This is a genomic window from Acinetobacter sp. CY79, from assembly GCF_059515845.1.
Window position 1 is genome coordinate 1 of the sequence record NZ_JCAKMY010000019.1, and the last position, 24,062, is coordinate 24,062.

The 24,062-nt window shown below is 39.0% G+C and carries 21 protein-coding genes; 14 read left to right on the top strand and 7 right to left on the bottom strand.

Going from position 1 to position 24,062, the window contains the following annotated elements; genetic code table 11:
* Positions 1 to 129: 129 nt before the first annotated feature.
* The 3 genes from AC5YCE_RS09340 to htpG all read left to right on the top strand — a co-directional run bounded on the left by AC5YCE_RS09340 (position 130) and on the right by htpG (position 3,314).
* Complete coding sequence (locus AC5YCE_RS09340) at positions 130 to 747, top strand: OmpW/AlkL family protein (RefSeq protein WP_496125737.1); 618 nt, start codon at positions 130 to 132, stop codon at positions 745 to 747.
* A gap of 172 nt (positions 748 to 919) precedes the next feature.
* A complete protein-coding gene (locus tag AC5YCE_RS09345) occupies positions 920 to 1,267 on the top strand; it encodes a lysozyme inhibitor LprI family protein (RefSeq protein ID WP_496125738.1) in 348 nt (115 codons plus the stop codon).
* Positions 1,268 to 1,394: 127 nt separating this feature from the next.
* Complete coding sequence (gene htpG, locus AC5YCE_RS09350) at positions 1,395 to 3,314, top strand: molecular chaperone HtpG (RefSeq protein WP_496171862.1); 1,920 nt, start codon at positions 1,395 to 1,397, stop codon at positions 3,312 to 3,314.
* A gap of 376 nt (positions 3,315 to 3,690) precedes the next feature.
* Here htpG and AC5YCE_RS09355 read toward each other — a convergent pair whose 3' ends face one another.
* Complete coding sequence (locus AC5YCE_RS09355) at positions 3,691 to 4,791, bottom strand: hypothetical protein (RefSeq protein WP_496171912.1); 1,101 nt, start codon at positions 4,789 to 4,791, stop codon at positions 3,691 to 3,693.
* A 676-nt stretch (positions 4,792 to 5,467) separates the two neighbouring features.
* Here AC5YCE_RS09355 and AC5YCE_RS09360 point away from each other — a divergent pair.
* The gene (locus AC5YCE_RS09360) at positions 5,468 to 5,668 is read left to right on the top strand and encodes a dodecin family protein (RefSeq protein ID WP_496125742.1); all 201 of its coding nucleotides are present in this window, start codon (positions 5,468 to 5,470) and stop codon (positions 5,666 to 5,668) included.
* A gap of 285 nt (positions 5,669 to 5,953) precedes the next feature.
* Here AC5YCE_RS09360 and AC5YCE_RS09365 read toward each other — a convergent pair whose 3' ends face one another.
* Complete coding sequence (locus AC5YCE_RS09365; protein ID WP_496171863.1) at positions 5,954 to 6,685, bottom strand: DsbA family oxidoreductase; 732 nt, start codon at positions 6,683 to 6,685, stop codon at positions 5,954 to 5,956.
* Positions 6,686 to 7,105: 420 nt separating this feature from the next.
* On the opposite strand from AC5YCE_RS09365, the gene AC5YCE_RS09370 reads away from it, so the two are divergent.
* From AC5YCE_RS09370 to AC5YCE_RS09380, 3 genes are all read left to right on the top strand, one after another.
* On the top strand, positions 7,106 to 7,894 hold the full coding sequence (locus AC5YCE_RS09370; RefSeq protein ID WP_496171864.1) for a hypothetical protein: 789 nt from the start codon (positions 7,106 to 7,108) through the stop codon (positions 7,892 to 7,894).
* A 394-nt stretch (positions 7,895 to 8,288) separates the two neighbouring features.
* Positions 8,289 to 9,620 (top strand): GGDEF domain-containing protein, encoded by a 1,332-nt coding sequence (locus AC5YCE_RS09375; protein ID WP_496171865.1) that lies wholly within the window; start codon positions 8,289 to 8,291, stop codon positions 9,618 to 9,620.
* Positions 9,621 to 9,930: 310 nt separating this feature from the next.
* A complete protein-coding gene (locus AC5YCE_RS09380) occupies positions 9,931 to 10,446 on the top strand; it encodes a hypothetical protein (RefSeq protein WP_496171866.1) in 516 nt (171 codons plus the stop codon).
* Between the two features lie 37 nt (positions 10,447 to 10,483).
* Here the strand turns inward: AC5YCE_RS09380 and AC5YCE_RS09385 are convergent, their stop codons facing one another.
* The 4 genes from AC5YCE_RS09385 to fadB form a co-directional block, all read right to left on the bottom strand.
* The gene (locus tag AC5YCE_RS09385) at positions 10,484 to 11,593 is read right to left on the bottom strand and encodes an ImmA/IrrE family metallo-endopeptidase (RefSeq protein ID WP_496171867.1); all 1,110 of its coding nucleotides are present in this window, start codon (positions 11,591 to 11,593) and stop codon (positions 10,484 to 10,486) included.
* A gap of 39 nt (positions 11,594 to 11,632) precedes the next feature.
* Entirely contained in the window at positions 11,633 to 12,334 is a 702-nt protein-coding gene (locus tag AC5YCE_RS09390) for a hypothetical protein (protein ID WP_496171868.1), read from the bottom strand.
* Between the two features lie 152 nt (positions 12,335 to 12,486).
* A complete protein-coding gene (gene fadA, locus AC5YCE_RS09395) occupies positions 12,487 to 13,659 on the bottom strand; it encodes an acetyl-CoA C-acyltransferase FadA (protein ID WP_496171869.1) in 1,173 nt (390 codons plus the stop codon).
* 12 nt (positions 13,660 to 13,671) lie between these two features.
* Entirely contained in the window at positions 13,672 to 15,825 is a 2,154-nt protein-coding gene (fadB, locus tag AC5YCE_RS09400; RefSeq protein WP_496171870.1) for a fatty acid oxidation complex subunit alpha FadB, read from the bottom strand.
* A 614-nt stretch (positions 15,826 to 16,439) separates the two neighbouring features.
* Between fadB and AC5YCE_RS09405 the strand changes: the two genes are divergently transcribed.
* The 6 genes from AC5YCE_RS09405 (at position 16,440) to AC5YCE_RS09430 (ending at position 21,396) form a co-directional block, all read left to right on the top strand.
* Positions 16,440 to 16,856, top strand: a complete 417-nt coding sequence (locus AC5YCE_RS09405) for a PH domain-containing protein (protein ID WP_496171871.1) — start codon at positions 16,440 to 16,442, stop codon at positions 16,854 to 16,856.
* Positions 16,857 to 17,085: 229 nt separating this feature from the next.
* Positions 17,086 to 18,885, top strand: coding sequence for an excinuclease ABC subunit UvrC (gene uvrC / locus AC5YCE_RS09410; RefSeq protein WP_496171872.1), 1,800 nt, complete (start codon positions 17,086 to 17,088; stop codon positions 18,883 to 18,885).
* 70 nt (positions 18,886 to 18,955) lie between these two features.
* A complete protein-coding gene (locus AC5YCE_RS09415) occupies positions 18,956 to 19,279 on the top strand; it encodes a DOPA 4,5-dioxygenase family protein (protein ID WP_496171873.1) in 324 nt (107 codons plus the stop codon).
* Positions 19,280 to 19,456: 177 nt separating this feature from the next.
* Positions 19,457 to 20,251: a thioesterase family protein gene (locus tag AC5YCE_RS09420; protein WP_496171874.1), complete on the top strand. Its 795-nt coding sequence runs from the start codon at positions 19,457 to 19,459 to the stop codon at positions 20,249 to 20,251.
* Positions 20,252 to 20,351: 100 nt separating this feature from the next.
* A complete protein-coding gene (gene pgsA, locus AC5YCE_RS09425) occupies positions 20,352 to 20,936 on the top strand; it encodes a CDP-diacylglycerol--glycerol-3-phosphate 3-phosphatidyltransferase (protein ID WP_496171913.1) in 585 nt (194 codons plus the stop codon).
* 82 nt (positions 20,937 to 21,018) lie between these two features.
* Positions 21,019 to 21,396, top strand: a complete 378-nt coding sequence (locus AC5YCE_RS09430) for a T6SS amidase immunity protein Tai4 family protein (protein WP_496171875.1) — start codon at positions 21,019 to 21,021, stop codon at positions 21,394 to 21,396.
* A gap of 23 nt (positions 21,397 to 21,419) precedes the next feature.
* Here the strand turns inward: AC5YCE_RS09430 and AC5YCE_RS09435 are convergent, their stop codons facing one another.
* Entirely contained in the window at positions 21,420 to 23,222 is a 1,803-nt protein-coding gene (locus AC5YCE_RS09435; protein ID WP_496125755.1) for an ABC transporter ATP-binding protein, read from the bottom strand.
* Between the two features lie 132 nt (positions 23,223 to 23,354).
* Between AC5YCE_RS09435 and AC5YCE_RS09440 the strand changes: the two genes are divergently transcribed.
* On the top strand, positions 23,355 to 23,978 hold the full coding sequence (locus tag AC5YCE_RS09440) for an alpha-ketoglutarate-dependent dioxygenase AlkB family protein (RefSeq protein WP_496171876.1): 624 nt from the start codon (positions 23,355 to 23,357) through the stop codon (positions 23,976 to 23,978).
* Positions 23,979 to 24,062: the final 84 nt, after the last annotated feature.

Here is a 24,062-nt window from a genome sequence, read left to right on the forward strand (position 1 = left end):
AAATATCAATTGTATATAAATATTGATAGATTGTTTTATTTAATGCTATTGCATATTAAGTCGATCAATGTTTATTATTGTTTTAAATATTTATTTAAATAGTAATATTCTTCCAGAGGTTAATTTAAAATGTTAAAGCAAGTTGCTCTCGTTGCGTTAATGGGTCTTTCTGCATCTGCAATGGCAGGTCAATGGCAAGTTAAGTTAGGTGGATCAGCAGTTGCGCCTACTCAAGAATCAAATGTAAATTCATTGGTTGGCCCAATTACTGTTGAGGCTGATAGTGAGTTGGCATTTACCCCATCGGTAGAATATTTCTTTAATGATAATTTTTCTGCAGAATTACTTTTAGCTACGCCGATTAATCATGATGTAGATGTAACAGCGGCAGGAGCAAATATCGCTGGTGTTAAATTAAAGCATTTGCCACCAACATTGACTGCAAAATACAACTTTAAAAACTCTACAGGGTTCACACCTTATATTGGTGTAGGTGCTACAGCATTTATTCCTTGGGATGAAGAAACTTCAGGTGCTTTAGCTGGCACAACAGTAAAAGTTAAAGAAGATTTTGGATACGCAGGTCAAATCGGTTTTAATTTCCAACCTGCTGATGCTAAAAATTGGGGTGTATTTGCAGATGTACGTTATGCAGATTTAAATCCAAAAGTTGAAACAGCTGTTGGTAATTTCAAGTTAGATATCGATCCAGTGATTTATACTTTGGGTTATAGCTACAAATTCTAAGTTCTATTTAGAGCTTGAAAAACCTTATCGAAAGATAAGGTTTTTTTTTGACAGTCCATTTTTAAGAATTTGGGGGGCATTAAAAGAGCTTCGAATATTAATGTGAACAATTTTACCATTTCTTTGATTTTATAAAGGCAGTAAGCTGTTTATAAGTCATGGGTAAAATAGAATGAAAAAAAATCTAAGCATTGGCATCGTTTTGACAGCTTTAATATTTATGGTGGAGTCCCATGCAGCAAGTTTTAACTGTTCCAAAGCACAAACAGGCACAGAACAACGCATTTGTAACACTCTGAGTTTGAATGATGCAGATGTGAAAATGGTGACTACTTATAATATTGTACGTCGTTTAGTCCCGATGGGAACACGTTCTGAGATTCGTTCAGAACAAGTACGTTGGTTGGAATTGAGAGATCAATGCCAAGATAATACTGAATGTTTGAAGCATGTTTATGAGATGCGCCAGCAGAAATTAGAAATGTATATGGATAGAGTCTATAAGCAGGGTCCATTTTAAGATCGATCAAATTTTATCGATCTCATGCTTTATGCTAATTTTTTTATCTATAGCTATTGAAAAATCAAGAAGTCACTCCATTCATTATGCATAAGTAAAATTGATGCTTAATTTTAAGGAGTGATTCATGAGCGAGAGCAGTACACAAAAGCATAGTTTCCAAGCAGAAGTAGCTCAACTATTACATTTAGTGACGCATTCTCTCTATTCAAACCCTGAAATTTTCCTACGTGAATTGATCTCAAATGCTTCGGATGCATGTGACAAATTACGTTTTGAAGGGATCAACCATCCTGAATATTATGAAAATGACTCTGAACTTCATGTTCGTGTCACTTTAGATAAAGAAAATAAGACCATCACCATTTCTGATAATGGAATTGGTTTAAGCCAACAAGAAGCGATTGATAATCTCGGTACGATTGCGAAATCGGGGACCAAAGACTTTATGTCTAAATTGAGCGGAGATCAAAAATCTGATGCTCAGTTGATTGGTCAGTTTGGTGTAGGCTTCTACTCAGGCTTCATCGTTGCGGATAAAATTACCGTTGAATCTCGACGTGCTGGAACAGATGCATCTGAAGGTGTGCGCTGGATCAGTGGCGGGACAGGGGATTTCGAAGTTGCTCAAATTGAAAAAGCTTCACGTGGAACAGATATCATTCTGCATTTACGTGATGATGCTTTAGATTATTTAGAGTCTTATAAAGTTAAGCAAATTATCAATAAATACTCTGACCACATCAGCTTGCCCATTGAAATGCAAAAAGAAGTTTGGCAGAAAGAAGAAGCTGCTGAAGGTGAGGAAGCAAAACCTGGTCAGTATGTGAAGACCGATGAATGGGAAGCCATCAACTCTGCGAGCGCACTTTGGACACGTAACAAAAGTGAAGTGACAGAAGAGCAGTACGTTGAGTTTTATAAGAACCTGAGTCATGACTATGAAGCCCCATTGGCTTGGGCACATAACCGTGTTGAAGGTAGCACTGAATATACGCAATTACTCTACATTCCAAGCAAAGCACCGCACAATATTTTCACACGTGAAGCAAAAGCAGGCATCAAACTGTATGTCAAACGCGTGTTCATTATGGATGATGCAGATAACTTGATTCCGAACTATTTACGTTTTGTGCAAGGTGTTGTAGATAGTGCAGACCTGCCACTCAACGTCAGTCGTGAATTACTGCAAGAAAGCCGTGATGTAAAAACCATTCGTGAGGGGAATGCGCGTCGTATCTTGACGACTTTAGATGCTTTAGCAAAATCAGAAGATGAAGCAGATCAAGAAAAGTTCAAAAAATTCTATGCTGAGTTTGGTTCTGTGATCAAAGAAGGTTTAGGCGAAGACATGGGTAACCGTGATCGTATCTTAAAACTTTTACGCTTCTCAACTTCAACCAATGATGAGGTGACAACTTCTTTAACTGCTTATAAAGAAGCAATGAAAGAAGGTCAAAAAGCAATTTACTACGTGACGGCTGATAGTCTGGCTGCTGCGAAGAACTCACCACAACTTGAATTATTCAAGAAGAAAGGTATCGAAGTTCTACTCATGGCAGATCGTGTCGATGAGTGGGCAATGGAATTCGTCCATGAGTTTGATGGCGTACCAATGCAGAACGTGTCTAAAGGTGCTGTTGATCTAGGGGATCTACAAGATGCTGAAGAGAAGAAGGCACTTGAAGCTGCGGCAGAACAGTTTAAGCCTGTGGTTGAGAAGCTGTCTGAGTCACTTAAGGATAAAACCAAAGAAGTACGTGTGACAACACGTTTGGTTGATTCACCAGCGTGCTTGGTCACTAGTGATGGAGAATTGTCTCCGCAGTTGATTCGTATGCTGAAACAAGCAGGTCAAGCTGTACCTGAAAGTAAGCCCATTCTTGAAATTAACCCTGAACATCCGTTGGTGAAAAAACTTGAAGGTTCAGCTCAGTTTGATGATCTAGCCAATGTGATCTTTGATCAAGCAGTGATTGCAGAGGGTGGTCTACCTGAAGATCCTGCGAGTTATTTAAAACGAATCAATAGTTTGTTATTAAAATAATCTGAATCAATAAAAAACCTCCTTCGGGAGGTTTTTTTATTGGATGTGATCGAATCGCATTTTTTGTCTTTAAATGTGCATCATCATTTCATGAATTGGAACGTTCAATTAAGCCTATAGCGCAATATGATATTAATCCGTTCTCTGATCAACAGCACGTTACTTATCATGGAATGATCGATTAAGTGAGACATTTTCGGATGCTGGAAAACTATTAATTGCAAAGGAAAACCGTATCAGAGCGAATGATGGAGTTTCAGTGATTCGATAATTGAATATGCGATTTGATCGAGATTTTTTTCGTAGTGTGATAAAAGCCCATGATGAGATGGGCTTTTTTTATAGTGTGCTATAACGTACGAGATATGTTTAAAAATTAAAAGATCGCTTCGAGTCGTACCAGCGCACGTGCATAGTGATTACGATCCTCACGACTATCATTGTAGTAATTCAAGTCGCCTTGTACAAAGAACCATTCACGCCAAACAGGTTGACGCCATGATACAAACGGCCCCCAACTGTTAAGTCGCAAATCGTCGTTGTTGTAATAACCACCTGTATAAATCCCATAGTTAAAGGTATTGCCATGGAAAAATTGATGTTGGCGATAGGTGCGGTTATCCCAAGTCAAGTCATCCTCTACTTCATCTGCATAAGTGAGATAAAACTGATTCGATAAAAAGGCTTCACCTGGTCGAGCATGAGTTAACTCTAAGTTAGTTCTCAGATAATTTTCGCTGTCGATTCCATAACGATAGAGTTGCTCTGCATGGAAGCTAAAATCATTGCTGAGTTCCCAATCTTTAGTGGCTTTAAGACGTGCGTAGATATCATCACCTGAACGGATACCAAGATCGGCATCCATATCAAATGGTAAAGATTTTGACAGTTGTGACCAACGGAGGGCAATAGAGCTATTGGCATCTCGTGTACGCTCTGAATCAAACTTTTTATCGGCAGCATTCGATGGGTTTTCGTCTGTAATTGCCACATTATTTTCGATTTCATTGTCGAGAGAGTCATCACCAAAAACGATACTGACCTTTTTCTCTAAGGTGGGTAAATCAATTTTTCCTCGAATTCTCGGCTTAATTTCATAGCCATCGTGTTTATCCCAACGGTTGTCAAAAATGACTCTTAAGGTCGCTTTAGCAGGATCGTTTGGATCGGTTTCACCAAACCAATGATCCATTTTTTGTGCAGTGCGATCAGCCCAATTGCGGATCGATTTTTGTTTACGATCTGCCCATGTTAAGTCTTCAGTCACAGCAGTGTCTTGTAATATTCGATGATCGGATTGTTGAGGTAAGAAAGTAGGCGTCAAATCGATTACATGTGGAATCGATTGAAGTAAACCCCAACTTTGCTTGGCACGTTGATCGATGGTCTCAACATTATTGGAAAATGTCGATAATCCATCTTCATTCACCTTTTTTTCTTTAAAAGAAAGAGGCGCTGTTTGTTGAGTCTCAACTATAGGTAGGGCTATATGTTGTGGTGAATCCTGATTATTCGCTAAAGCGTGTTGCATGGAAATCAAAGTAACTGCAAGCGTCAATATTGTTGGTTTAAAGGTTATTTTTTTGATCTTAATCATCATAATAAGTTCATGCTGAATGGTTGAATGAGGGGAATAATCCACATCAGATGAAGGATTTGTATTCTGTATAAAATTTAGGTTGCTTTATGGTTTTAACAAATTTTATGAAATGAATAAAGTTATTTTGAATCGTGTGAAAGATTCAAACTGTGATTCATTGATATCAATCAAGACAAGGCTGAATCCCAAGTTTTTTAAAAAATATATAAATAACAACAGGATATTATTATTTATAAGGATTCTGTGTGAAAAATAGGCATAAAAAAGCCTCCAAATATGGAGGCTTTTTTATCTTATAGAATAAGAAAAATAAATCAAAGAAATTACAGCGCGAGTAATTTGATAAACCAATTCTAAATCAAAATAACCGTTTGAAAGACATCATTTATGCAACGCTGTATTCTATTTCTGTAGTCTTGTATACAGGCGATGTACATGGATGAGAGGATTGTATTTTATCTGTAATTTTACTTTGTATAATTTTTAATCATGCGTTCTTTTTCAGGGATGAGGCATAAGATAAAAACTCACATTTTTAAAAGAGTACAGGGAAATGGCAATTGCAAAAGTCGTTGAAGTAAATTCAAGTAGTACCAAAAGTTTTGAAGATGCAATTCAGTCTGGAATTGCAAAAGTAACAGAAACGGTGAAAAACGTCCAAGGGGCTTGGATCAATGAGCAAAAAGTCATTATTAAAGAAGATAAAATTGTAGAGTATCGCGTTAATCTTAAAATTAGTTTTTTGGTCGACTAGGTTAAGGATCAATCTTGTTCATCCACGCCTGATTCATTCTTAGACGTTTTTTTCTTCGACATTGTGTTTGGCGATTAATCAGGATCAGAGTTTATCCATTTGACAATCATCACGTTGAAACCTGTTCATAACGATTGTTTGACCCTTTAATTCAACATCTAAGATAAAAACTTCAGATAAGATAAAAACTTTAGATAATAATAAAGCCCTCCATAGAGGGCTTTATGGCTGTTGATGGAGACCACACTGATTTATTTGTTGCTTAGTCATCAGCCAATGAGAAAATTAACTTTTTGGTACTTCACATGAATCATCAGAACAGATCAATGCATCATTTGGAGATGTGTTTTGAACGTTCTCTTCTTCTTCACGTTCTTCATCCGTTTTCATGCTTGCAACGGCTTTGGTTAAAACCTCTTTCATGACTTCAACAGGTTGAGCACCTGCCAAGGCAACACGTTGATCGAACACAAAGAAAGGAACACCTGTCACCTTTAACTGATCACGTGCAACTTCTTCATCGTATTTCACGAATTCAGAAAACTCATCTGAATTCAGTACGTCTTCAACTTGATTTGGATTCAGTCCAATTCGAGCAGCAACATCTTCAAGTGTTTCACGTTCACCGATTGCTAGACCTTGAGTCATATAGCTATAGAAGAATGCTTCTTTCGCTTCATTTCCTAAATTCAAGCTTTGAGCCAAGTGAATAATCCGGTGAGCATTAAAGGTATTGCCTGAATTGGCATTTTCCCAATTAAACTCAATCCCTTCTTCTTTTGCCATCGCTGCGATATTGCGTTGCATTTCTTCAACTTCAGCAATGCTACGATTATATTTTTCAGCAAGACGTTCAGAGTTGGATTTTTCTTGACGTATAGGTGCATCTGGATCAAGTTGATAGCTATGCCAAAATACTTCAAGCTCAACACCCGCTTGCTCAGCTGCTTTTTCTAGACGTTTTTTACCAATAAAACAAAAAGGGCATACTACATCTGACCAAATATCAACACGCATATTCTTTCTCTAAACCATAATCATTACGCATATAGTGTGGGCAATGAGATAAAAATTAAAGGGCTAAATCGGCAACACATCGTTTTATCTGTTTGATTGAATATATGATGACTCGATTTATTTGGATTTTTAGGGAGGTGTCTTGTTGATAGATTCGAAATAAATAATGTATTAAGGATAATAAGTTGTTTTTGTATGGTAAATAAGCGATAAAATATCAATAATTCAATGATATTATGAAGAATATATTCAACGTAGAACAAGTAAAAGTTAATAAGTGTGATGCATAACTAAATATTTCATAAAAGTGTTAAAATTATCATAACTTTATGATATAAAAGCCTAATTTTTAAAAGAGAAAGTCTATTGGCTGGATCTGCCTCAAGACATTAAAAAAACTGCTGAGTATTGGAGGTGCGTATGCGCCGCATCTTGATATTGATTACGCTCTTGATTCTGTCTCTGTGTGGGTATTTTTTCTATCAGGATCATTTAAACAATAAAGTATCAGACCAAAAAGTGTTTGATAAAGTCATGACTGAAAAAATGGAAACTTTGTATGTCCAAGCCAAAAATTGGAAAAAGCCGATTACATTGGATGTTGAAGATGATCGCTTAGATGGTGATTATAAAATCATGTCTGAATTTATCCTGAGCTATTGGGTGGATAATATTGAGGCGCGCAATAGCTATTTACGTCAGTTGGATGGAGCAGAATGGGATCAATTTCTCAATATTGCACGTTTAAATCAAGACCGGCAGCAAGCATACCAACAAACCAAGTCGATGCTGAATACTGTACGTAAGTCCACAGATGAGTTTCAAGCGAAGAATAAAGCCATTACTGAAAAAGCCATTGCTGACGTTGAAACGCTTCAGGTCAATACAAAGCTGAAACAAGCCATGTTGGATAAACTCAAGTTGACTCGTGATGCAAGCAATGAGGTGGCGTTATTGCATATCGAGCTTGAAGTTCTTAATCGCGCAGAAGAAATGTTTGAAATGTTAAAATCTAAAAAATGGGTTAAACAAGATAATCTGATTTTGTTTGAGCAAGATGAAGATGTGCGCAAGTTCAATGTGTTGTATGCAGAAGTGATTGAGTTCCAAGCTCAGATTGAGGAACTGAAAAAGCAAAACGCTTCAGTTTTTGAATCTGATGAGGAGACTTCATCACAAGCCGTTTTGAATTCACAGGTGGCTTCCTAATCGAACTCAATGATCAGATGAATTTCACTATCTCTAGTTCAATATCCCTAGCTCAATGTATATGACTAAAAATAGGTCAAAAGGTGAAGGTCAACTTTATAGAGTTAAATATTGTGATTAAATTAATCACACAATTGTTTCGACTAAATTGTTTAATATAAAAGCCAGTCAAATGAGGCTAATTTTTGAAGATTTTAATTTTTTTCAATTAAGTATGAGTTAAATATCAAATTCCTAGTAAAACGTGAGTGTCTTAAATTTCATATTCTTAAAGCTTATAGACTAAACAGCAAATGTTTCATTGAGTTATTATGCTTATAGTTTCTGCGACACATCTATCGCCTGTCTTTTTAGATCGGCTTTTCAGTGATGCCTACAAAAGATCATTATCCGCATGAAAAATATTGTTGTGCTTTGGCTGGTTGTTTTTATTCTTTCATCGTTGTCGATTGCCTATACGCATGAATGGATGATTAGCCCAGTTTGGATCATCAACATCATCACCGCATACTATTTGATTCAAAGTCGAAAAGTAATCAATAGCACACTGTTCACATTGTTATTTTCATTCAGTTCTATTTTTATCGCGTCTTTTCTCTTTGATCGAACAAAACCCATTGATTTTAAAGTACTACTGAGCTTGATTAGTGCGGTTCAAGTGGTGACTTTTATATGGGTGTATTACTGGATTGCTGAGCGTGCATCGCAATTTAAGTATTACCTCACTTTTGTGATTACTTTTTCAAATATTATCAGTGCTGCCGTCGGTGCCGTACTGTTCATGATGATCTTTGAATTCGGCTTAAATTATTACGAATTTTTGGATTATTTTCTGGAACAGTTTGCGACAGGCATGAGTGTAATGTGCATTTTGTATGGCATGAGTCACTGGAAAAATATTGCTTGGACTGATTATGCGTTGATTGGATTGGCATGGGTGATTCAGTACCTTATTTCGACTGATCCGATTTTTTATGCGTGTTTTATTTTTCCATTTTTGATGTGTTATTTCATTTTTAAATACAAGCTTCGAGAGTTTAGTTTTCTGATCGGGCTAATGTGTTTTGTGTGTAGTGTCTATGTCTCTTTACCGCTGGCAGGCGAATATTGGACAGCATTTGAAACGCATATGTTGTCACGTCTCAGTTCGTATCGACTGGCATTGGGATGTTGTCTCATTATTTTTCTCTTTGTTTGCGAAATTTCTTTGAACAATAAGCGCTTAAGTTCAAGCTACGAACGCCTGATGTTTAGAGATGAACTTACAGCGCTGAAAAATAGACGTTATGTGCATGAAAAAGTCCTCACAGATGAACATTTCAAAGCAGGCTATCTGTTACTTATAGATATCGATAACTTTAAAAAAGTGAATGATCAATATGGTCACTATGTCGGTGATTTGGTGATTAATCACATCACATCAATTCTTCGTCAGTTGCAGATTAAGCGGAGCATGATTGCGCGTTGGGGTGGGGAAGAGTTTTTGTTCATGGTGCCTGATGCGACAGCTCAACAATGTCGTGACACTTGTGATGCGATTCTCATTGCCTGCAAAAATCAGCCCTTTCGCTACAAAGGCGAGCAGATTGAGATTACCGTCAGTATTGGTGCAACGGTGTTTAATCAGTTTAATACCGATACACATATTGGGTTATTGCAACGTGCAGATCACGGGCTATATAGCGCGAAAGCCAATGGTAAAAAGCAGTACGTTTTTAATCATTGATCATTCTTAAGCATTAAAGTTTGAATGACATAGAGGGTGCGAGAGAGCACCCTTTTTCAATCGTGCTAACTGTACTATTCCAATCGTGATTACATCATAATCAGGTTTATCTCAATATTCTAAGCAGGAAGAGTTGAGCAGAGCTTGAGTCATTACCGCTTTTATAGATTTGTGAGCTGTCCCACCGTTTATCTGAGCTTACGTGAATCATGGTTATGATTGTTGTAGCCTATTTAATAGATTATTTTCTATTCGGCATTCTCCCGATGGCTCGATGTGTTTTGAGTTGTTCTGATCAAGAGGTCAGCTTATGAATTTTTCTAAATTTTGTTTGATTCTCAGTGTTGTCGCTTCTATCCCTTTTATCTTTGCGCAAGCTGAGGAAGTTGCGAGTCTGCCGTCGATTCAATTGATGGCAGATGATGAATTACGTGATGAAGTCGTGACGACGGTGACGCCGTTTCAGGAAGATGAAAAAGTTCGTAAAGCTTTACAGCATCAGATGATTAAGAAAGAGCAAGATATTCAGAATACGACATTTAATGATCAAATGGGTGCTTTGAATATTCAACCGCAAACGCCATTGCCTGATATGAGTCAGTTGACGCCTTTACAACAAGAGTATGTGTTGAGTGTGGCGGCAGGTTTTAAATCGACTGACCCGAGTTCTGGAATATTTAAGATACTTGAGCCATTGGGCATTGATCGTGAAAAAGCGTTGGATCATATACGGCATGGTGGAGGCGCGATTCAGATTAATTTTGATGAGCAACGTTTAAATCAGTTGTTTGGTGATCAATGGCGTGGTGGATTGAAAGGCAATTGATTTTTAATCTGATTTAAAAAAAAGCCCGGCAGGGCTTTTATTTAACGATAGTAAGTTTCGGTCTCTTGGATTTTTTGTACTCACTGAAAGCATCAAGAGATCGAAAAGTTAAATTATTGAAATCATTATAAGAAATACCAATTTCATCTAGCATATTATTAACTGAAAAATTCCCTTTAGCGTCTAGTAGTTTCAATAGCTTAAGATATAAGACAGATTGATCATGATGGGTCGGCTCTGGCTCATTTTTGTGATATCCCAAAGAGTTAATTTTCATGCAGTTACTTCTATATATCCAATCGGTAAGAAGATTTAATTTATGAGATTTGTAATTAATGGCTTGTAATGAAACACGCCAATAACTTTTGTATTTAAGCATATTACCGATACTCATTTCTTTAGGAGCTAAAGAAAGAAAGCTTTCATCAGGCATTAAAAAACATGATGCAAAGCGATCAGCTTCACTTTCACGCTTTTTATAATCAATATCATCATTAGGAGTTTGCGTATCGTAAATATGCAGAAAAATATGAGCCAATTCATGAGCAGCATCAAATCTAGTTCTCTCTGCCGATTTAAATGTATCTAATAAAACAAATGGTTGACCATCCAAAGAAATTGATAGGGCATCCACTTCTCGTACATTTAATGGGAGTGAAAAAACTTTAACTCCCTTAACTTCTAACAATGAAATAATATTGTTAATAGGTTGCATACCTAATCCCCATTCACTTCTCACACGTAGAGCTGCTATTTCTGGAGAGTCTTCACTATCTGGGTCAAGGTTATAGTCATCAAGAATATTAAAAACAGGTAGGTTTTTAATATTCCTATTAAAGTAATGACTTATTGATTCGGCTAGCGTGATATATTCAGCAATAGCATTTGAATACGAAGCTTTAATTCGTGCCCTAGCTCTAAAATTAACTTCAGTCATGCTGAAAGTTGTAGGGTTTTTATCTTTAAAGTAGGTTGTCGGTACATTGAAAATCTTAGATGCCTTTTGCCAGAAATCATGAGGTAATGTTCTGTCGCCACTTAGATACTTTTTGAAAGTAGCCAATGAGATATCTAAAGCTTCCGCTGTTTTTGAATGACTAAAACCGCGCAGATTTTGCGCGGCTTTGATACGGTCAAGTTGATACATACAAATTCTCGTTAAAGCAAATTATTTAACTAATACGTGTTAAATAGCTTGTAAGTCTCCGAAATCATCTTCGGTAATCGGATTATTTTCATCCGGAATAGGTGCTTCATATGCTTCGGGAGCATCTAGAGAGCTAGAAAAAATCAATCTTAAAGTATGATTAATAGGGTAGCACTTAGTTTTTTGACCTTCAGTAGATAACTTATAAATACCCGTGGCATATGCGATTTCAAAAGGTAAAAAGTCACTATTTTCTAGATCTATTAAATTGCTTGGCTGATAGTAAACTATAAAAGTTCTGAAAAAATTAGCGTCTGCATAATGTGATTTGTTTGCTAATAATTTGAGTTCAGTTGCACGCCCTTTATGACATTTAGAAGTAATAACATTTAATTCATTACCAAAAGCTTCATCATTAGGTGACATGAATATTAGTTGTAAATTTTTCTCAGAGTTCACAAGGCAAGGTTGACCATTTTTACGAATTAAAGACCAACCAAATAGTTCTAATACCGTATCAGCATGCTCACATATATCACCCCATCGCCCCATAGCGCGCCCAGGATTCTTTTTTTTGCGAATAGCATAAGCATTATTGGACAATCGAAAAGCAAGTTGTAGCTCTTTTATAACATCAATACCGAGTTCGATAAGTTTATTGTGGGCATCAGATCCGCTTAATATTTCGGAGGGAACTTGGTTTAACTCATTCCAATCGACGCTATGAAGTGTACGTTGCATAAATATACTCTAAGAAAATTTGTACACAAAATATAACATCAAATGATGAAAAAAAAAGTATACAAAATAGAGTTGTTACTTAAAACTTGTATCTAATTATTTCAAAAAAACCCCGCAATAAGCGGGGTTTTTATTGGTTACGTATCTAAAACTTAAACACGTTCGATCACTGTAGCAATACCTTGACCCAAACCGATACACATCGTTGCAAGACCGATTTGTGTATCTTGCTGTTCCATTACGTTCAACAACGTCGTTGTAATACGCGCACCAGAACAACCCAATGGATGACCCAGTGCAATTGCACCACCGTTCAAGTTGATGATGTCTTGCTTGTCATAGATCCCCAAACCTTTCATGACAGAAAGACCTTGAGCAGCAAACGCTTCGTTCAATTCAATCGTTTGAATATCACCGATGCTTAAGCCAGCACGTTTCAGCGCTTTTTGAGTCGCAGGTACAGGACCGTAACCCATGATCGCAGCATCACAACCTGCAACCGCCATAGAGCGAATCACAGCACGAGGCTTAAGACCTAAAGCTTGAGCACGCTCATAAGACATCAACAACATCGCAGAAGCACCATCAGACAATGCTGAAGATGTTGCAGCTGTTACCGTACCGCCTTTCGGATCGAATACAGGACGTAACGCTTTGAACGCTTCAAGGTTTGCATCTGGACGAATTACTTCATCGATATCGCAAAGTTGAAGTTTACCTTCAGCATCATGACCTTCAATGCCAACGATTTCATTTTTGAAACGACCCGCTTCAGTTGCAGCCCAAGCACGACGGTGAGATTCAACACCGAACGCATCTTGTTCTTCACGCGTAATGCCGTTCATACGACCGAGCATTTCAGCGGTTAAGCCCATCATGTTAGACGCTTTTGCATAATGCTTAGACGCTTGAGGGTTCAAGTCGATGCCGTGCATCATACCAACGTGACCCATATGCTCTACACCACCGATGATGAACACATCACCTTGGTTGGTTGCAATTTGAGCCGCAGCAGTATGAATCGCTTGCATAGAAGAACCGCATAGACGGTTCACCGTTTGACCTGCAACAGTCTTCGGTAAATCAGCCAATAACACAATGTTACGACCAATGTTCATACCTTGTTCTAGGGTTTGGTTGACACAACCCCAGATCACATCTTCAACTTCATTCGTGTCAAACTGGTTACGAGCAACCAAAGCACGTACGAGTTCAGCAGATAAATTGTCGGCACGGACGTTACGGAACATACCATTTTTGGTTTTACCCATTGCTGAACGAACGCCATCAACGATGACAACGTCACGTGGATTTAAATTAGCCATTCACGTTGCTCCTTAACCGTAGAATTTTTTGTTGTTAGCAGCCATGTCACGCAACAATTGTGGCGCTTCATAAGCTTTACCTAAGTGAGCATATTTGTCGCAAAGCGCAACATACTCAGCCACACCTGTTTGATCAATATAACGCGCTGGACCGCCACGGAATGGAGGGAAACCTACACCCATGATCATTGCCATATCCGCTTCGTTCGGTGTTGCGACGATATTATCTTCTAGGCAACGAACTGTTTCATTACAGAAAGCAAGCATCATACGGTCAATGATTTCTTGTGCATCAAATTCGCGTTTTTCACCTGTTACTACAGGGGCAATCACGTCGTATGCTGTTGGATCAACGGTTTTTGCTTTCTTGCCTTTACGGTCTAATTCATATTTGTAGAAACCAACGTCGTTCTTTTGACCCAAACGTTTTGCTTCATACATGGTTTGAATAGACCCTTTGAAACTTGGTTTCATACGGTCAGGGAAGCCTTCAGCCATCACTTCTGCACCGTGAACGCCAGTATCAATACCGACCACGTCCATCAAGTAAGCAGGACCCATCGGCCAGCCGAATTTCTCCATCACTTTGTCGATTTGTTGGAAGTCAGCGCCGTCTTTTAGAAGAAGGTCGAACGCACCAAAGTAAGGGAACAATACACGGTTCACAAGGAAGCCCGGGCAGTCATTCACCACGATTGGTGTTTTACCCATTTTCTGTGCAAGTACCACAGTTGTCGCAATCGCTTCAGGTGAAGTTTTCTCACCACGGATCACTTCAACCAACGGCATCATGTGTACTGGGTTAAAGAAGTGCATACCGACGAAGTTTTCAGGACGTTGTAAGCTTTCAGCCAAACGTGTGATTGAAATCGTAGAGGTATTTGATGCAATGATCGTGTTTTCACGAACATTCTTCTCAGTATCCGCAAGAACCGCTGCTTTGATTTTCGGGTTCTCAGTCACCGCTTCAATCACAATGTCGACTTCTTTGAATTCGTCATAGCTTAAGGTTGGACGGATACGCGCTAAGGTTTCACCCATTTTCGCAGCAGTGATTTTCTTACGTTCAACTTGTTTCGTCAGTAAACCATTGGCTTCTTTCATACCTAAAGCAAGTTGCGGATTACCAATGTCTTTCATGATGATCGATGTGCCTTTGCTTGCCGCTTGGTAAGCAATACCACCACCCATGATACCCGCACCTAGAACAGCTGCTTGGTTGACTGGATGTGCACCTTTCTCATGCTTTTTAGACGTTTTCTTTACCACTTGGTCGTTGATGAATAAACCAATCAATGCACCTGCTTGTGGTGTTACCGCAGCTTTAGCAAAATGCTCCGCTTCTTGACGGATGGCACCCGCGCGGTCAAGGCTCGAACCTGCTTGCATAGAATCAAGCAATAGTTTTGGCGCAGGGTATTGAGCTGGGTTTGCTTTTGCTAGAACCACACCTTTAGATGAGTTAAATGCCATCATCTGTTCAAGTGGGTTTAACTTGATTGGATCAAGTTTTTCTTGGCGTTTTGCTTTCCAGTCTAAACGACCGGCGATCGCTTGTTTAACCAAATCAATTGCAGCATCTTGTAGTTTATCTGCAGCTACAACTGCATCAACAGCACCGTCTTTCAGTGCAGCATCAGGGCGTTTAGGATTCGCCATTGCCATCCATTCAACGGCATTGTCGATACCGATGACACGGCTTAAACGAACCGTACCCCCGAAACCTGGGATGATCCCTAACTTGATTTCAGGTAGGCCCACCTGAGCTGCTTCTGACATGACACGGTAGTCACATACCAGACACATTTCAAAACCACCGCCCAATGCCATACCATTGATTGCAGCAACTTTAGGAATGTCTAAATCTTCAAAGCTGTTGAAAATGTCATGAACAGGCATTGCCCATTCCACGATTTTGTCAGCACCGAGTGCGAAGTTTTCACCAAATTCTGTGATATCGGCACCAACGATGAACGTTGATTTGCCTGAAGTAACGATAAGACCTTTAATCTCAGCGTTTGATTTGACAGCAGCAATTGCAGCTTTGAGATCTTCAATTGTTGCGCGGTCGAATTTGTTAACCGACTCACCTTGTAAGTCAAAGCGGAATTCTGCGATTCCGTCCGAAAGCATTTGGACGGTAATGGCATTGCCAGCGTGGATCATGCCCTGATCTCCTTTTTTTGGAGGACTTCTAAGTTGATGTTTTGAAGCGTGTGCGTATGTCCTGCGCACATGTATGCTTCGCTAATCTTACGATAACTATATCCAAAAAGAACATAACAAGTTGTATCAAGCCGTGACGCAAGGGTCATCTATTTTTATCTAGTTTTCCTTTGGTATTGTCATGCCTAGAGCAGCTTTAAAATGGGTATACGATATGAAGTTTTTGTTTCAATTCAAATTTTTATCATATCCCTTGTTTAATATAGGGGGTATAAACCGAAAATCAAGCTCAAACTAAATAAAATATAATTGTCAAAAAGGTCAATTGAGTTCAATACAGGCTCAGATAGTGTTTTAAACCGATTTCACAATGATCTTATGGCGATAAAAGCGGTGTCCAATCATTCATTCCATCAAAAGGTTTGAGCCAAAGTCTATGTGCCAAGTTTTTGACCAAAGGAGTTAGCCACTCATAATCAGGATGAACTAAAAATGATATGCATAATGATGTGCTGAGATTGATGAGAAAGCTGATCAATAATTCAGTACATTTTTTATCATTTATGATTGTGGTTCAGGTATGATTTGTTCATTAAGGCTTTTGGGGAAGGGCATTGCAGGTATTTTATTCTAAGAAAGATTGGTGGGTATTGGCATTTCTAATTTGCATGACAGGCTTATTGCTTCAACTGTTGATTACCATGTTCACCAAAGGGACAGCCTACCAATTTCCAGTGCATACCGCGGTTTATGTGATCACCATCTTGATGTTGTGGTGGCCAATGTTCAATACCAAATATACGGTGAACGCGGGTCAACTTCAGATTCGTTGCTTATTTTTGACGTGGAATATTCCATTAGCAGATATTCAATGCGTCTCTGAGACCAATAACTCAGTGGCTTCACCTGCATTGTCTTTGGATCGACTCAAAATTGAATATTTGAAAGAGGGAAAGCCTAAATTTATTTTGGTTGCACCGCGTAACAAAGCAAAGTTTTGTGAGGCGATTGGACAGAGTCTTTCCACCTAAAAGTGTATTCAAAGGACTGATCCCTACTGTTAGGCTAAGTTCATATGGATAAAGTGTTTGCGCTCTCTAGGCTTAACTTAAGCTGATCTAGTGGCTGATTCAGTTTATCGCCCTAAAAAATAACATTTCAACTCTGCGTCATGATTTGTCCTATATATAAATGTAGGGCTTGGAAATGTAGGTAAATTGCCCCATCATCTAAACATCTCTAATATTTTAAAAGCCGACAGTGAACGAAAACGCACGAGATAATATTGAAAAGATTTTAGCCAATATGACCACTTTGCCAGGTGTGTATCGCATGCTGGGAAAAGAGGGTGAATTGCTCTATGTGGGTAAGGCCAAAAATCTCAAAAATCGTGTATCGAGCTACTTTGTTAAAAATATCGAGCATCCGAAAACCTTAGCATTGGTTTCACGGATTTATGATATTGAAACCTTAGTCGTGCGTTCTGAAACCGAAGCCTTATTGCTCGAACAGAACCTGATTAAACTGCATCGTCCGCCGTATAACATCATGCTGCGAGATGATAAGTCCTATGTTTATATCTTCGTGTCCAGTGACAAACCTTATCCACGTATTGCCAGTGGGCGAGGTAAAGGCAAACATCAAGTCGGTAAATTTTTTGGACCCTATCCAAGTGCATATAATGCTAGAGATACCTTGGTCGTGTTACAAAAATTATTCAATGTACGCCAGTGTGAAAATAGCTATTTTTCACAACGTAAACGACCGTGTTTGCAGTATCAAATTAAACGCTGTTCGGCTCCTTGTGTTGGGCTGATCTCACCTGAAGACTATAAAGAAGATGTCAATAACTCGATTCGTTTTTTACAAGGCGATACCAAAGAGTTGAATCAAGAACTGATTTCAAAGATGGAAGCCGCTGCGGAAGCCTTAGAGTTTGAAAAAGCCGTGTTTTATCGTGATCGAATGGCTTTACTTCGGGATGTGCAGACGCAGCAAGCGATTTACACAGTTAAAGGTGAGGCTGATATTCTCGCGATTGCGTATCAGGCAGGGGTGACCTGTGTGCAAATTATGCATGTGCGGAATGGCAAAATGTTGGGCGGGAAAAGTTATTTCCCCGATATGTTGGGCGATGATTTGGGGCAAATGCTGGCAGACTTCATTGCTAACTTTTATTTCCAAGTGGCAGATGAAATACCGAATGAATTGATCGTGAATGTAGAGCTGCCGGATACCCAAGAGTTAGAACAAGCTTTACAGCAAAATTTTGAAAAGAAAATTCAAGTTAAACACAAGGTCAGAGAAACACGCTCCGAATGGCTTGAACTTGCTACCATGAATGTTCAGCATGCGATTAAAGGTCAATTGGGAAATCACTTTGAGTTGAATGAACGGTTTCATCAGCTTGAACAGGTGGTGGGACGCCCGATTGATCGGATTGAGTGTTTTGATATTTCACACACCATGGGTGAAGCCACGATCGCCTCATGTGTGGTGTTTGATAGTGGCGGTATTCGTAAACGTGATTATCGTCAATTTTCGATTGAAGATATTACAGGTGGCGATGACTATGCAGCTATGCGCCAAGCGCTTACGCGACGTTATAAAAAAGCCATGCTTCCCGATTTGTTGTTGATTGATGGGGGTAAAGGTCAGCTTCATATGGCCATGGATGTCATGAAAGATCTGGGACTAGATGCATTTATGATTGGGGTATCTAAAGGTGAAGGGCGTAAACCCGGCTTAGAAACGCTTCACTTTACCGATGGCACTAAGATTCAACTGCCAGAAGATCATAAAGCCTTACACCTGATTCAACAGGTTCGAGATGAAGCCCATCGTTTTGCGATTACCAAACACCGTGCGAAACGTGATAAACGCCGTGGACAGTCGGTTTTAGAAGCGATTCCGGGGCTAGGACCTAAACGCCGTCGTGATTTGTTGACTCATTTTGGTGGCATACAAGGGGTATTAAAAGCCTCTGAGAATGATTTGAAATTGGTCCCCGGCTTTGGGGATCTGTTGGCAAGAACCGTTTATAAGGTATTGCATGAGTAAGTCAGCATCGTTTGAATGGCTTGAAACAGCTTTAAAACTGACTTTGAATACTTTGGAATCTTAGAAATTTATGAAATATCACGCCCATGTCTATTTTGATTTAAATCAAATTCAGAGCATCAAATTATTGTACTCCCAGCTCCAGCAAGCATTTGGTGAAAACGTCAGATATGGTCGAATACATCAAAAAATGGTGGGTCCACACACCAAGCCGATGTTTCAACTGGAGTTTGATCAATTGATCTTATCGCAAATAAAAACCTCACTCAGTTCCAATGATCTAAATTTATCAGTATTGATTCATCCTTTATATGAGGATGCATATTTGGCACATACTCAAGGTGCTGAGTGGTTAGGAGAGCCTTTGGCATTAAACTTGGCTATCTTTTCATAAATTTTTAAGCTTATAAATATTCAGATTTACACATGTTCAAGCTCTATATAAATATTTTGCATTGAATAAAAGTGCTGAGATTTGCATAAATGTTCATTGACGCTTGAGTCATTGATCATTTACCTCGCTATGCTTTTAAATCATGCTCGAAAAAATGAATTCGATTGAGCATGTGAGATGCCTTTAAGTCAATTATTCAATGACCTAGAACACAAGGAATGGGTGGATATTCCGCAGGGTTGGTTGCAAGGTAGAACCATTTATGGTGGTTTAGCCACTGCGATGATGTTGCACAAATCTATATTGACGGTAAATGATCCGCTTAAACGTTTATTGACGGTCAGTGTTACCTTTGTCGCACCCGTTCAGCAAAAACCCGTTAAGGTCACGGTTGAAATTCTAAGACAGGGTAAATCTGTTACCTCTATCGAAGCACGCCTCTGGCAAGACGATCAAGTGATGAGCATTATGCTAGCAACGTTTGGTTCTGGACGCGAATCAACGCTGAATGTGCATCAACAGCGACCTGCACCACAATATCCTCAGCCAGAGCAATTAAAAATTTTGCCGTATCATTCACTCATGCCCGAGTGTTATCAAAATTTTGATTTAGTTTGGGCAGAAGGTGGCTATCCATGTACAGGAAATGAGCAAGCTGATTTTGGTGGATTGTTTAGGTTTACTGAAAAGTCGTTTAGGCAGGGGAAAATGAGTCCAGCTGAATTTTTAGCACTTTTGGATATCTGGCCTGCTGGTGCATTCACGGTATTAAAGACCCCTGCGCCTGGGAGTTCTTTGTCTTGGTATGTAACATTGTTAGACCAAATCGATTTTCAGCGTTTAGATTGGTTTAAATATAAAGTATTTACGGATTATGCTGAAAATGGCTACGCGACTGAATATGCACATATTTGGGATGTGAATGACCGCTTAATCGCCATTTCTAGACAAACGGTGACTATCTTTGCCTAGTCGACAGCGGATAATGAATCGTTTAAAGTATGCGAATTAAATATCTATGCTCAAGTATATTGCTGAATTTAAAGCAGTAGGGGACAAACTGGCGGTGTCTATGTCTACAGGTCGTATCCTGAATATTCCAAATATCTTGACGTTAGCTCGTATTGCGTTGATTCCTGTTTTTTTAGTGATTGCCTACTGGCCACCTGCGATTGGTGCTGATCAGGAAGGCAGTATGACGCGTCATATTGTTTTGACTGCGATTTTTGTGATTGCAGCAGTCACGGATTGGTTCGATGGTTATTTGGCTCGCACGCTGAATCAGACTTCAGCCTTTGGTCGTTTCCTTGACCCTGTTGCGGACAAGCTCATGGTGGCTGCGGCCTTAATTGTCTTGGTGCAATGGGTTCCCACCATTTCGATGGCATTTGCTGCGATTGTGATTATTTCACGTGAAATCACGGTGTCTGCTTTGCGTGAGTGGATGGCGGAGTTGGGCGCACGGACCAATGTGGCAGTTTCTACAGTCGGTAAATATAAAACCGCCTTTCAAATGATTGCGATTTCAGTGTTCTTGTTGAACTGGCCACCTTTAGAAATGGTCGCATATGGTTTGCTTTATACCGCTGTGATCTTAACGCTTTGGTCGATGTTTATTTATCTAAAGGCTGCATGGCCCTACCTAAAACAACCTTGATCTTAGAACAACTCCATATTGAAAAGCGCCATAAGGCGCTTTTTTATTGATAAATTCATTTAAAACAACACTTAAAAAAAATATGATTAAACTCAAAACATCCAAAATAATCGCTTATGCTGGACTATTAATTTCATTTAGTGGTTTAGCGCAGGCCAATGAAAATGAAAGAACGGCTGAATATTTGCATAATTATGGCATCGCATACTGTTTATCAAACTCAAAAATCTATACATATGAGGCAGATATTGCACAAGGTGGCTATTTTCAACTCGGTCATCATAGTATTGAGGCACAGAGCCATATTCAACGCTACATTGATCAGCAATTAGAAATCGAATTGCATGGATATCAAGATTCAAATATCAAAGCATACTTAATGCGCTGTTTAGAAATTTCCTATTCGAAAGACTATCAAGAACAGATCAAACTTGCTCTTGAATTACGGATCCCAGAGTAACCGTTGACTCATCTTGGCTGGGATTAACTATGCGTTTCTTCATCGCCATCATCTTCAAAGGTTTTGGCAATTTTTTCGATATTTAAGCTCTTTGCCATCGCATCAAAGATTTGTTTATACACGCCTTCTTGGCGGTAAAGTTCATTATGCTCACCATGTTCTGCAATTGCTCCCTCTTTCATCACATAGGTGTAATCGGCATCAATAATCTGCGATAAGCTATGCGAAATAATAATCACGGTTCGACCTTGTTTGATTTGATCTAAGCTTTGTTTAATTTGTTCGGAGGCAATGGCATCCAGACTTGCTGTAGGTTCATCGAGGAAAATAATCGGTGGATCTTTTAAGAACATGCGTGCAATCGCGATACGTTGCTGTTGACCACCTGAAAGCTGTAAGGCATCAGATTCATAGCCCTCAGGCAATTGTAAAATTTGCTCATGAATCGAGGCTTTCTCTGCCGCCTGAATCACTTGTTCTTTGGTTGCATCCATTTTTCCATAGCGAATATTGTCTAAAATCGTGCCTTGAAAAATATGATTTTTCTGTAAAACCAGTCCAATATGATCACGCAAATATTGGGTATCAATCTGATTGAGATCCACACCATCCAGTTCAATACAGCCTTGTTTTGGCTCATAAAATTTGTCTAAAAGACTAATCAAAGTTGATTTCCCCGCACCTGATAATCCAACCAGTGCAGTGATTTTATTGGGACGTATTTCCATGCTGATGTCTTTTAAGGCATGATGACCATTCGGATAAAAAAACTCGACATTTTTTAAGGTAAATTTACCTTCAATCTTAGGTTTCAGCGCACCACTGGGTTCGATTTGATCATCAGCTTCCAAAATTTTAAAGAAGCTCTCTGAGTAAATCATCGCATCATTGACTTCATCATAAATGCGGTGCAAAGAGCGAATCGGTGCAGAGACATTGTTAAACAGCAACACATGAAACATGATCATGCCGATGCTCATTTGCCCATCCAAAACAAAATAAGCGGTCAAAATGATGATCAAGACAATGCCGATCTGTTCAATAAAGGTCTTTACGCCGTCAAATAAAAAACTAATTTGACGCGTTTGCATTTGGTTGTCGGTCAGTTCTTTTTGCAGTTTGAGTTGTTTCGTCGATTCAATCGTTTCGCGATTAAAGGATTTAATCACGGTAATCGAGTTGATAATGCCTAAAATTCCTTGGCTTTTTTTCTCCCGGCCATCGCGTAGATTCCGTCGCCATCCACCGAGTTTTTGTGCTTGTTTGTAGGTGAGCCAAAAGTAAAGCGGGACAATCGTGGTTGCCACCAAACCGACATAGACATTGGCATAGTACATGAGCCCCAGTGCAACAAATGCACTGGTAAATAAAGGTAAAATATCAATAAAAAAGATTTGAACCAAACGGGTGAGTGAGCCGATGCCACGGTCAATACGGGTTTGTAATTTTCCTGCTTGGTTGTTGTCTTCATTAAAAAAAGCCAAACGATAGGTGAGGAATTTTTCAATAATGCCTTGAGCCAAATCTTGAGAAACCAAGATCCGAAGCTTTTCACCGTAAAATTTTTGTCCAAACTGCACAAAGGCATTCAGAATCTCTTTACCGAGTAAAATGGCAGAAATGGTGATCAGAATATTCCAACCTTCAGCCAGCCCAAAACCATTTTCAACCAATTCATTGATACTATCGACCGCATACTGAAGCGTGAGCGCATTCACCTGAGCAGTAAAAGAACCGATTAAGGTCAAAATGAGGGTTGCGATGACCAGTAGGCGATAGGGGCGTACAAAAGGTCTGAGTTTTTGAAAGAGTTGCCAAAGATTCATAAGCGATTGTTTTTATTGTCTCAATGCGCTAAGTCTAAGCTTGAATGTTCGATGTCACAAGCACATACAATGTTTCAATTTGTCAGCTTGAAAATTGAATTAAAATCATGTGATGCCTATGAGAGTGAAACTATGAATTTTGAATTATTTGCACCAGAGACTTCGGAGAATCTTTTGCCCCAAGATGGGATTGTTCAAGATTTCGGATTGATCTTAAATGCAGATGAAGCACAGCAATATTTTGATTATTTTCACCAATATCTGGCTTGGCAACATGATGAAGTGATTTTATATGGGCAACATTATCAAACTGATCGTAAGGTGGTTTGGTATGGCGATGAGGATTACCAATATCAGTATTCAGGCATGGCGAAGCAGGCACATCAGTGGAATCCATTGCTTTTTAATTTAAAACAGCACATTGAGGAATTAACAGGTCATTCGTTTAATTCGTGCCTCGCCAACTTGTATGAAAATGGCATGCAAGGTGTAGGCTGGCATAGTGATGATGAGCCATCCTTATTGTCCGAGGCGGGGGGAGATACAGTTATTGCTTCGCTGAGTTTAGGGGCGACTCGAAAGTTTCGCTTTAAACATAAATTCCAAGAGAAACATGTCGATATGATGTTGGTCAGTGGTCAATTGATCGTGATGAAAGGGCAGACTCAAAAATATTGGAAACATATGATAGCCAAATCGACAAAAATCATCGAACCACGTATTAATCTGACATTTCGATATTTTTATCCCCGCTAAAACGGCTGATGTACATAAAAGCGGATTTAAAAAAGCATTCTGATGAATGCTTTGGTCATCTTAAATTACTCAAAAATGCGTTTA

Coding starts and splice junctions, on each gene's coding strand:
- fadB (WP_496171870.1), bottom strand. CDS start 15,825: ATGATCCACGCTGGCAATGCCATTACCGTCCAAATGCTTTCGGACGGA.
- AC5YCE_RS09380 (WP_496171866.1), top strand. CDS start 9,931: ATGAATTTTTCTAAATTTTGTTTGATTCTCAGTGTTGTCGCTTCTATC.
- AC5YCE_RS09420 (WP_496171874.1), top strand. CDS start 19,457: ATGCCTTTAAGTCAATTATTCAATGACCTAGAACACAAGGAATGGGTG.
- AC5YCE_RS09430 (WP_496171875.1), top strand. CDS start 21,019: ATGATTAAACTCAAAACATCCAAAATAATCGCTTATGCTGGACTATTA.
- AC5YCE_RS09385 (WP_496171867.1), bottom strand. CDS start 11,593: ATGTATCAACTTGACCGTATCAAAGCCGCGCAAAATCTGCGCGGTTTT.
- AC5YCE_RS09345 (WP_496125738.1), top strand. CDS start 920: ATGAAAAAAAATCTAAGCATTGGCATCGTTTTGACAGCTTTAATATTT.
- AC5YCE_RS09365 (WP_496171863.1), bottom strand. CDS start 6,685: ATGCGTGTTGATATTTGGTCAGATGTAGTATGCCCTTTTTGTTTTATT.
- pgsA (WP_496171913.1), top strand. CDS start 20,352: ATGTCTACAGGTCGTATCCTGAATATTCCAAATATCTTGACGTTAGCT.
- AC5YCE_RS09415 (WP_496171873.1), top strand. CDS start 18,956: ATGAAATATCACGCCCATGTCTATTTTGATTTAAATCAAATTCAGAGC.
- AC5YCE_RS09440 (WP_496171876.1), top strand. CDS start 23,355: ATGAATTTTGAATTATTTGCACCAGAGACTTCGGAGAATCTTTTGCCC.
- AC5YCE_RS09390 (WP_496171868.1), bottom strand. CDS start 12,334: ATGCAACGTACACTTCATAGCGTCGATTGGAATGAGTTAAACCAAGTT.
- AC5YCE_RS09370 (WP_496171864.1), top strand. CDS start 7,106: ATGCGCCGCATCTTGATATTGATTACGCTCTTGATTCTGTCTCTGTGT.
- AC5YCE_RS09375 (WP_496171865.1), top strand. CDS start 8,289: ATGAAAAATATTGTTGTGCTTTGGCTGGTTGTTTTTATTCTTTCATCG.
- AC5YCE_RS09340 (WP_496125737.1), top strand. CDS start 130: ATGTTAAAGCAAGTTGCTCTCGTTGCGTTAATGGGTCTTTCTGCATCT.
- fadA (WP_496171869.1), bottom strand. CDS start 13,659: ATGGCTAATTTAAATCCACGTGACGTTGTCATCGTTGATGGCGTTCGT.
- AC5YCE_RS09360 (WP_496125742.1), top strand. CDS start 5,468: ATGGCAATTGCAAAAGTCGTTGAAGTAAATTCAAGTAGTACCAAAAGT.
- AC5YCE_RS09435 (WP_496125755.1), bottom strand. CDS start 23,222: ATGAATCTTTGGCAACTCTTTCAAAAACTCAGACCTTTTGTACGCCCC.
- htpG (WP_496171862.1), top strand. CDS start 1,395: ATGAGCGAGAGCAGTACACAAAAGCATAGTTTCCAAGCAGAAGTAGCT.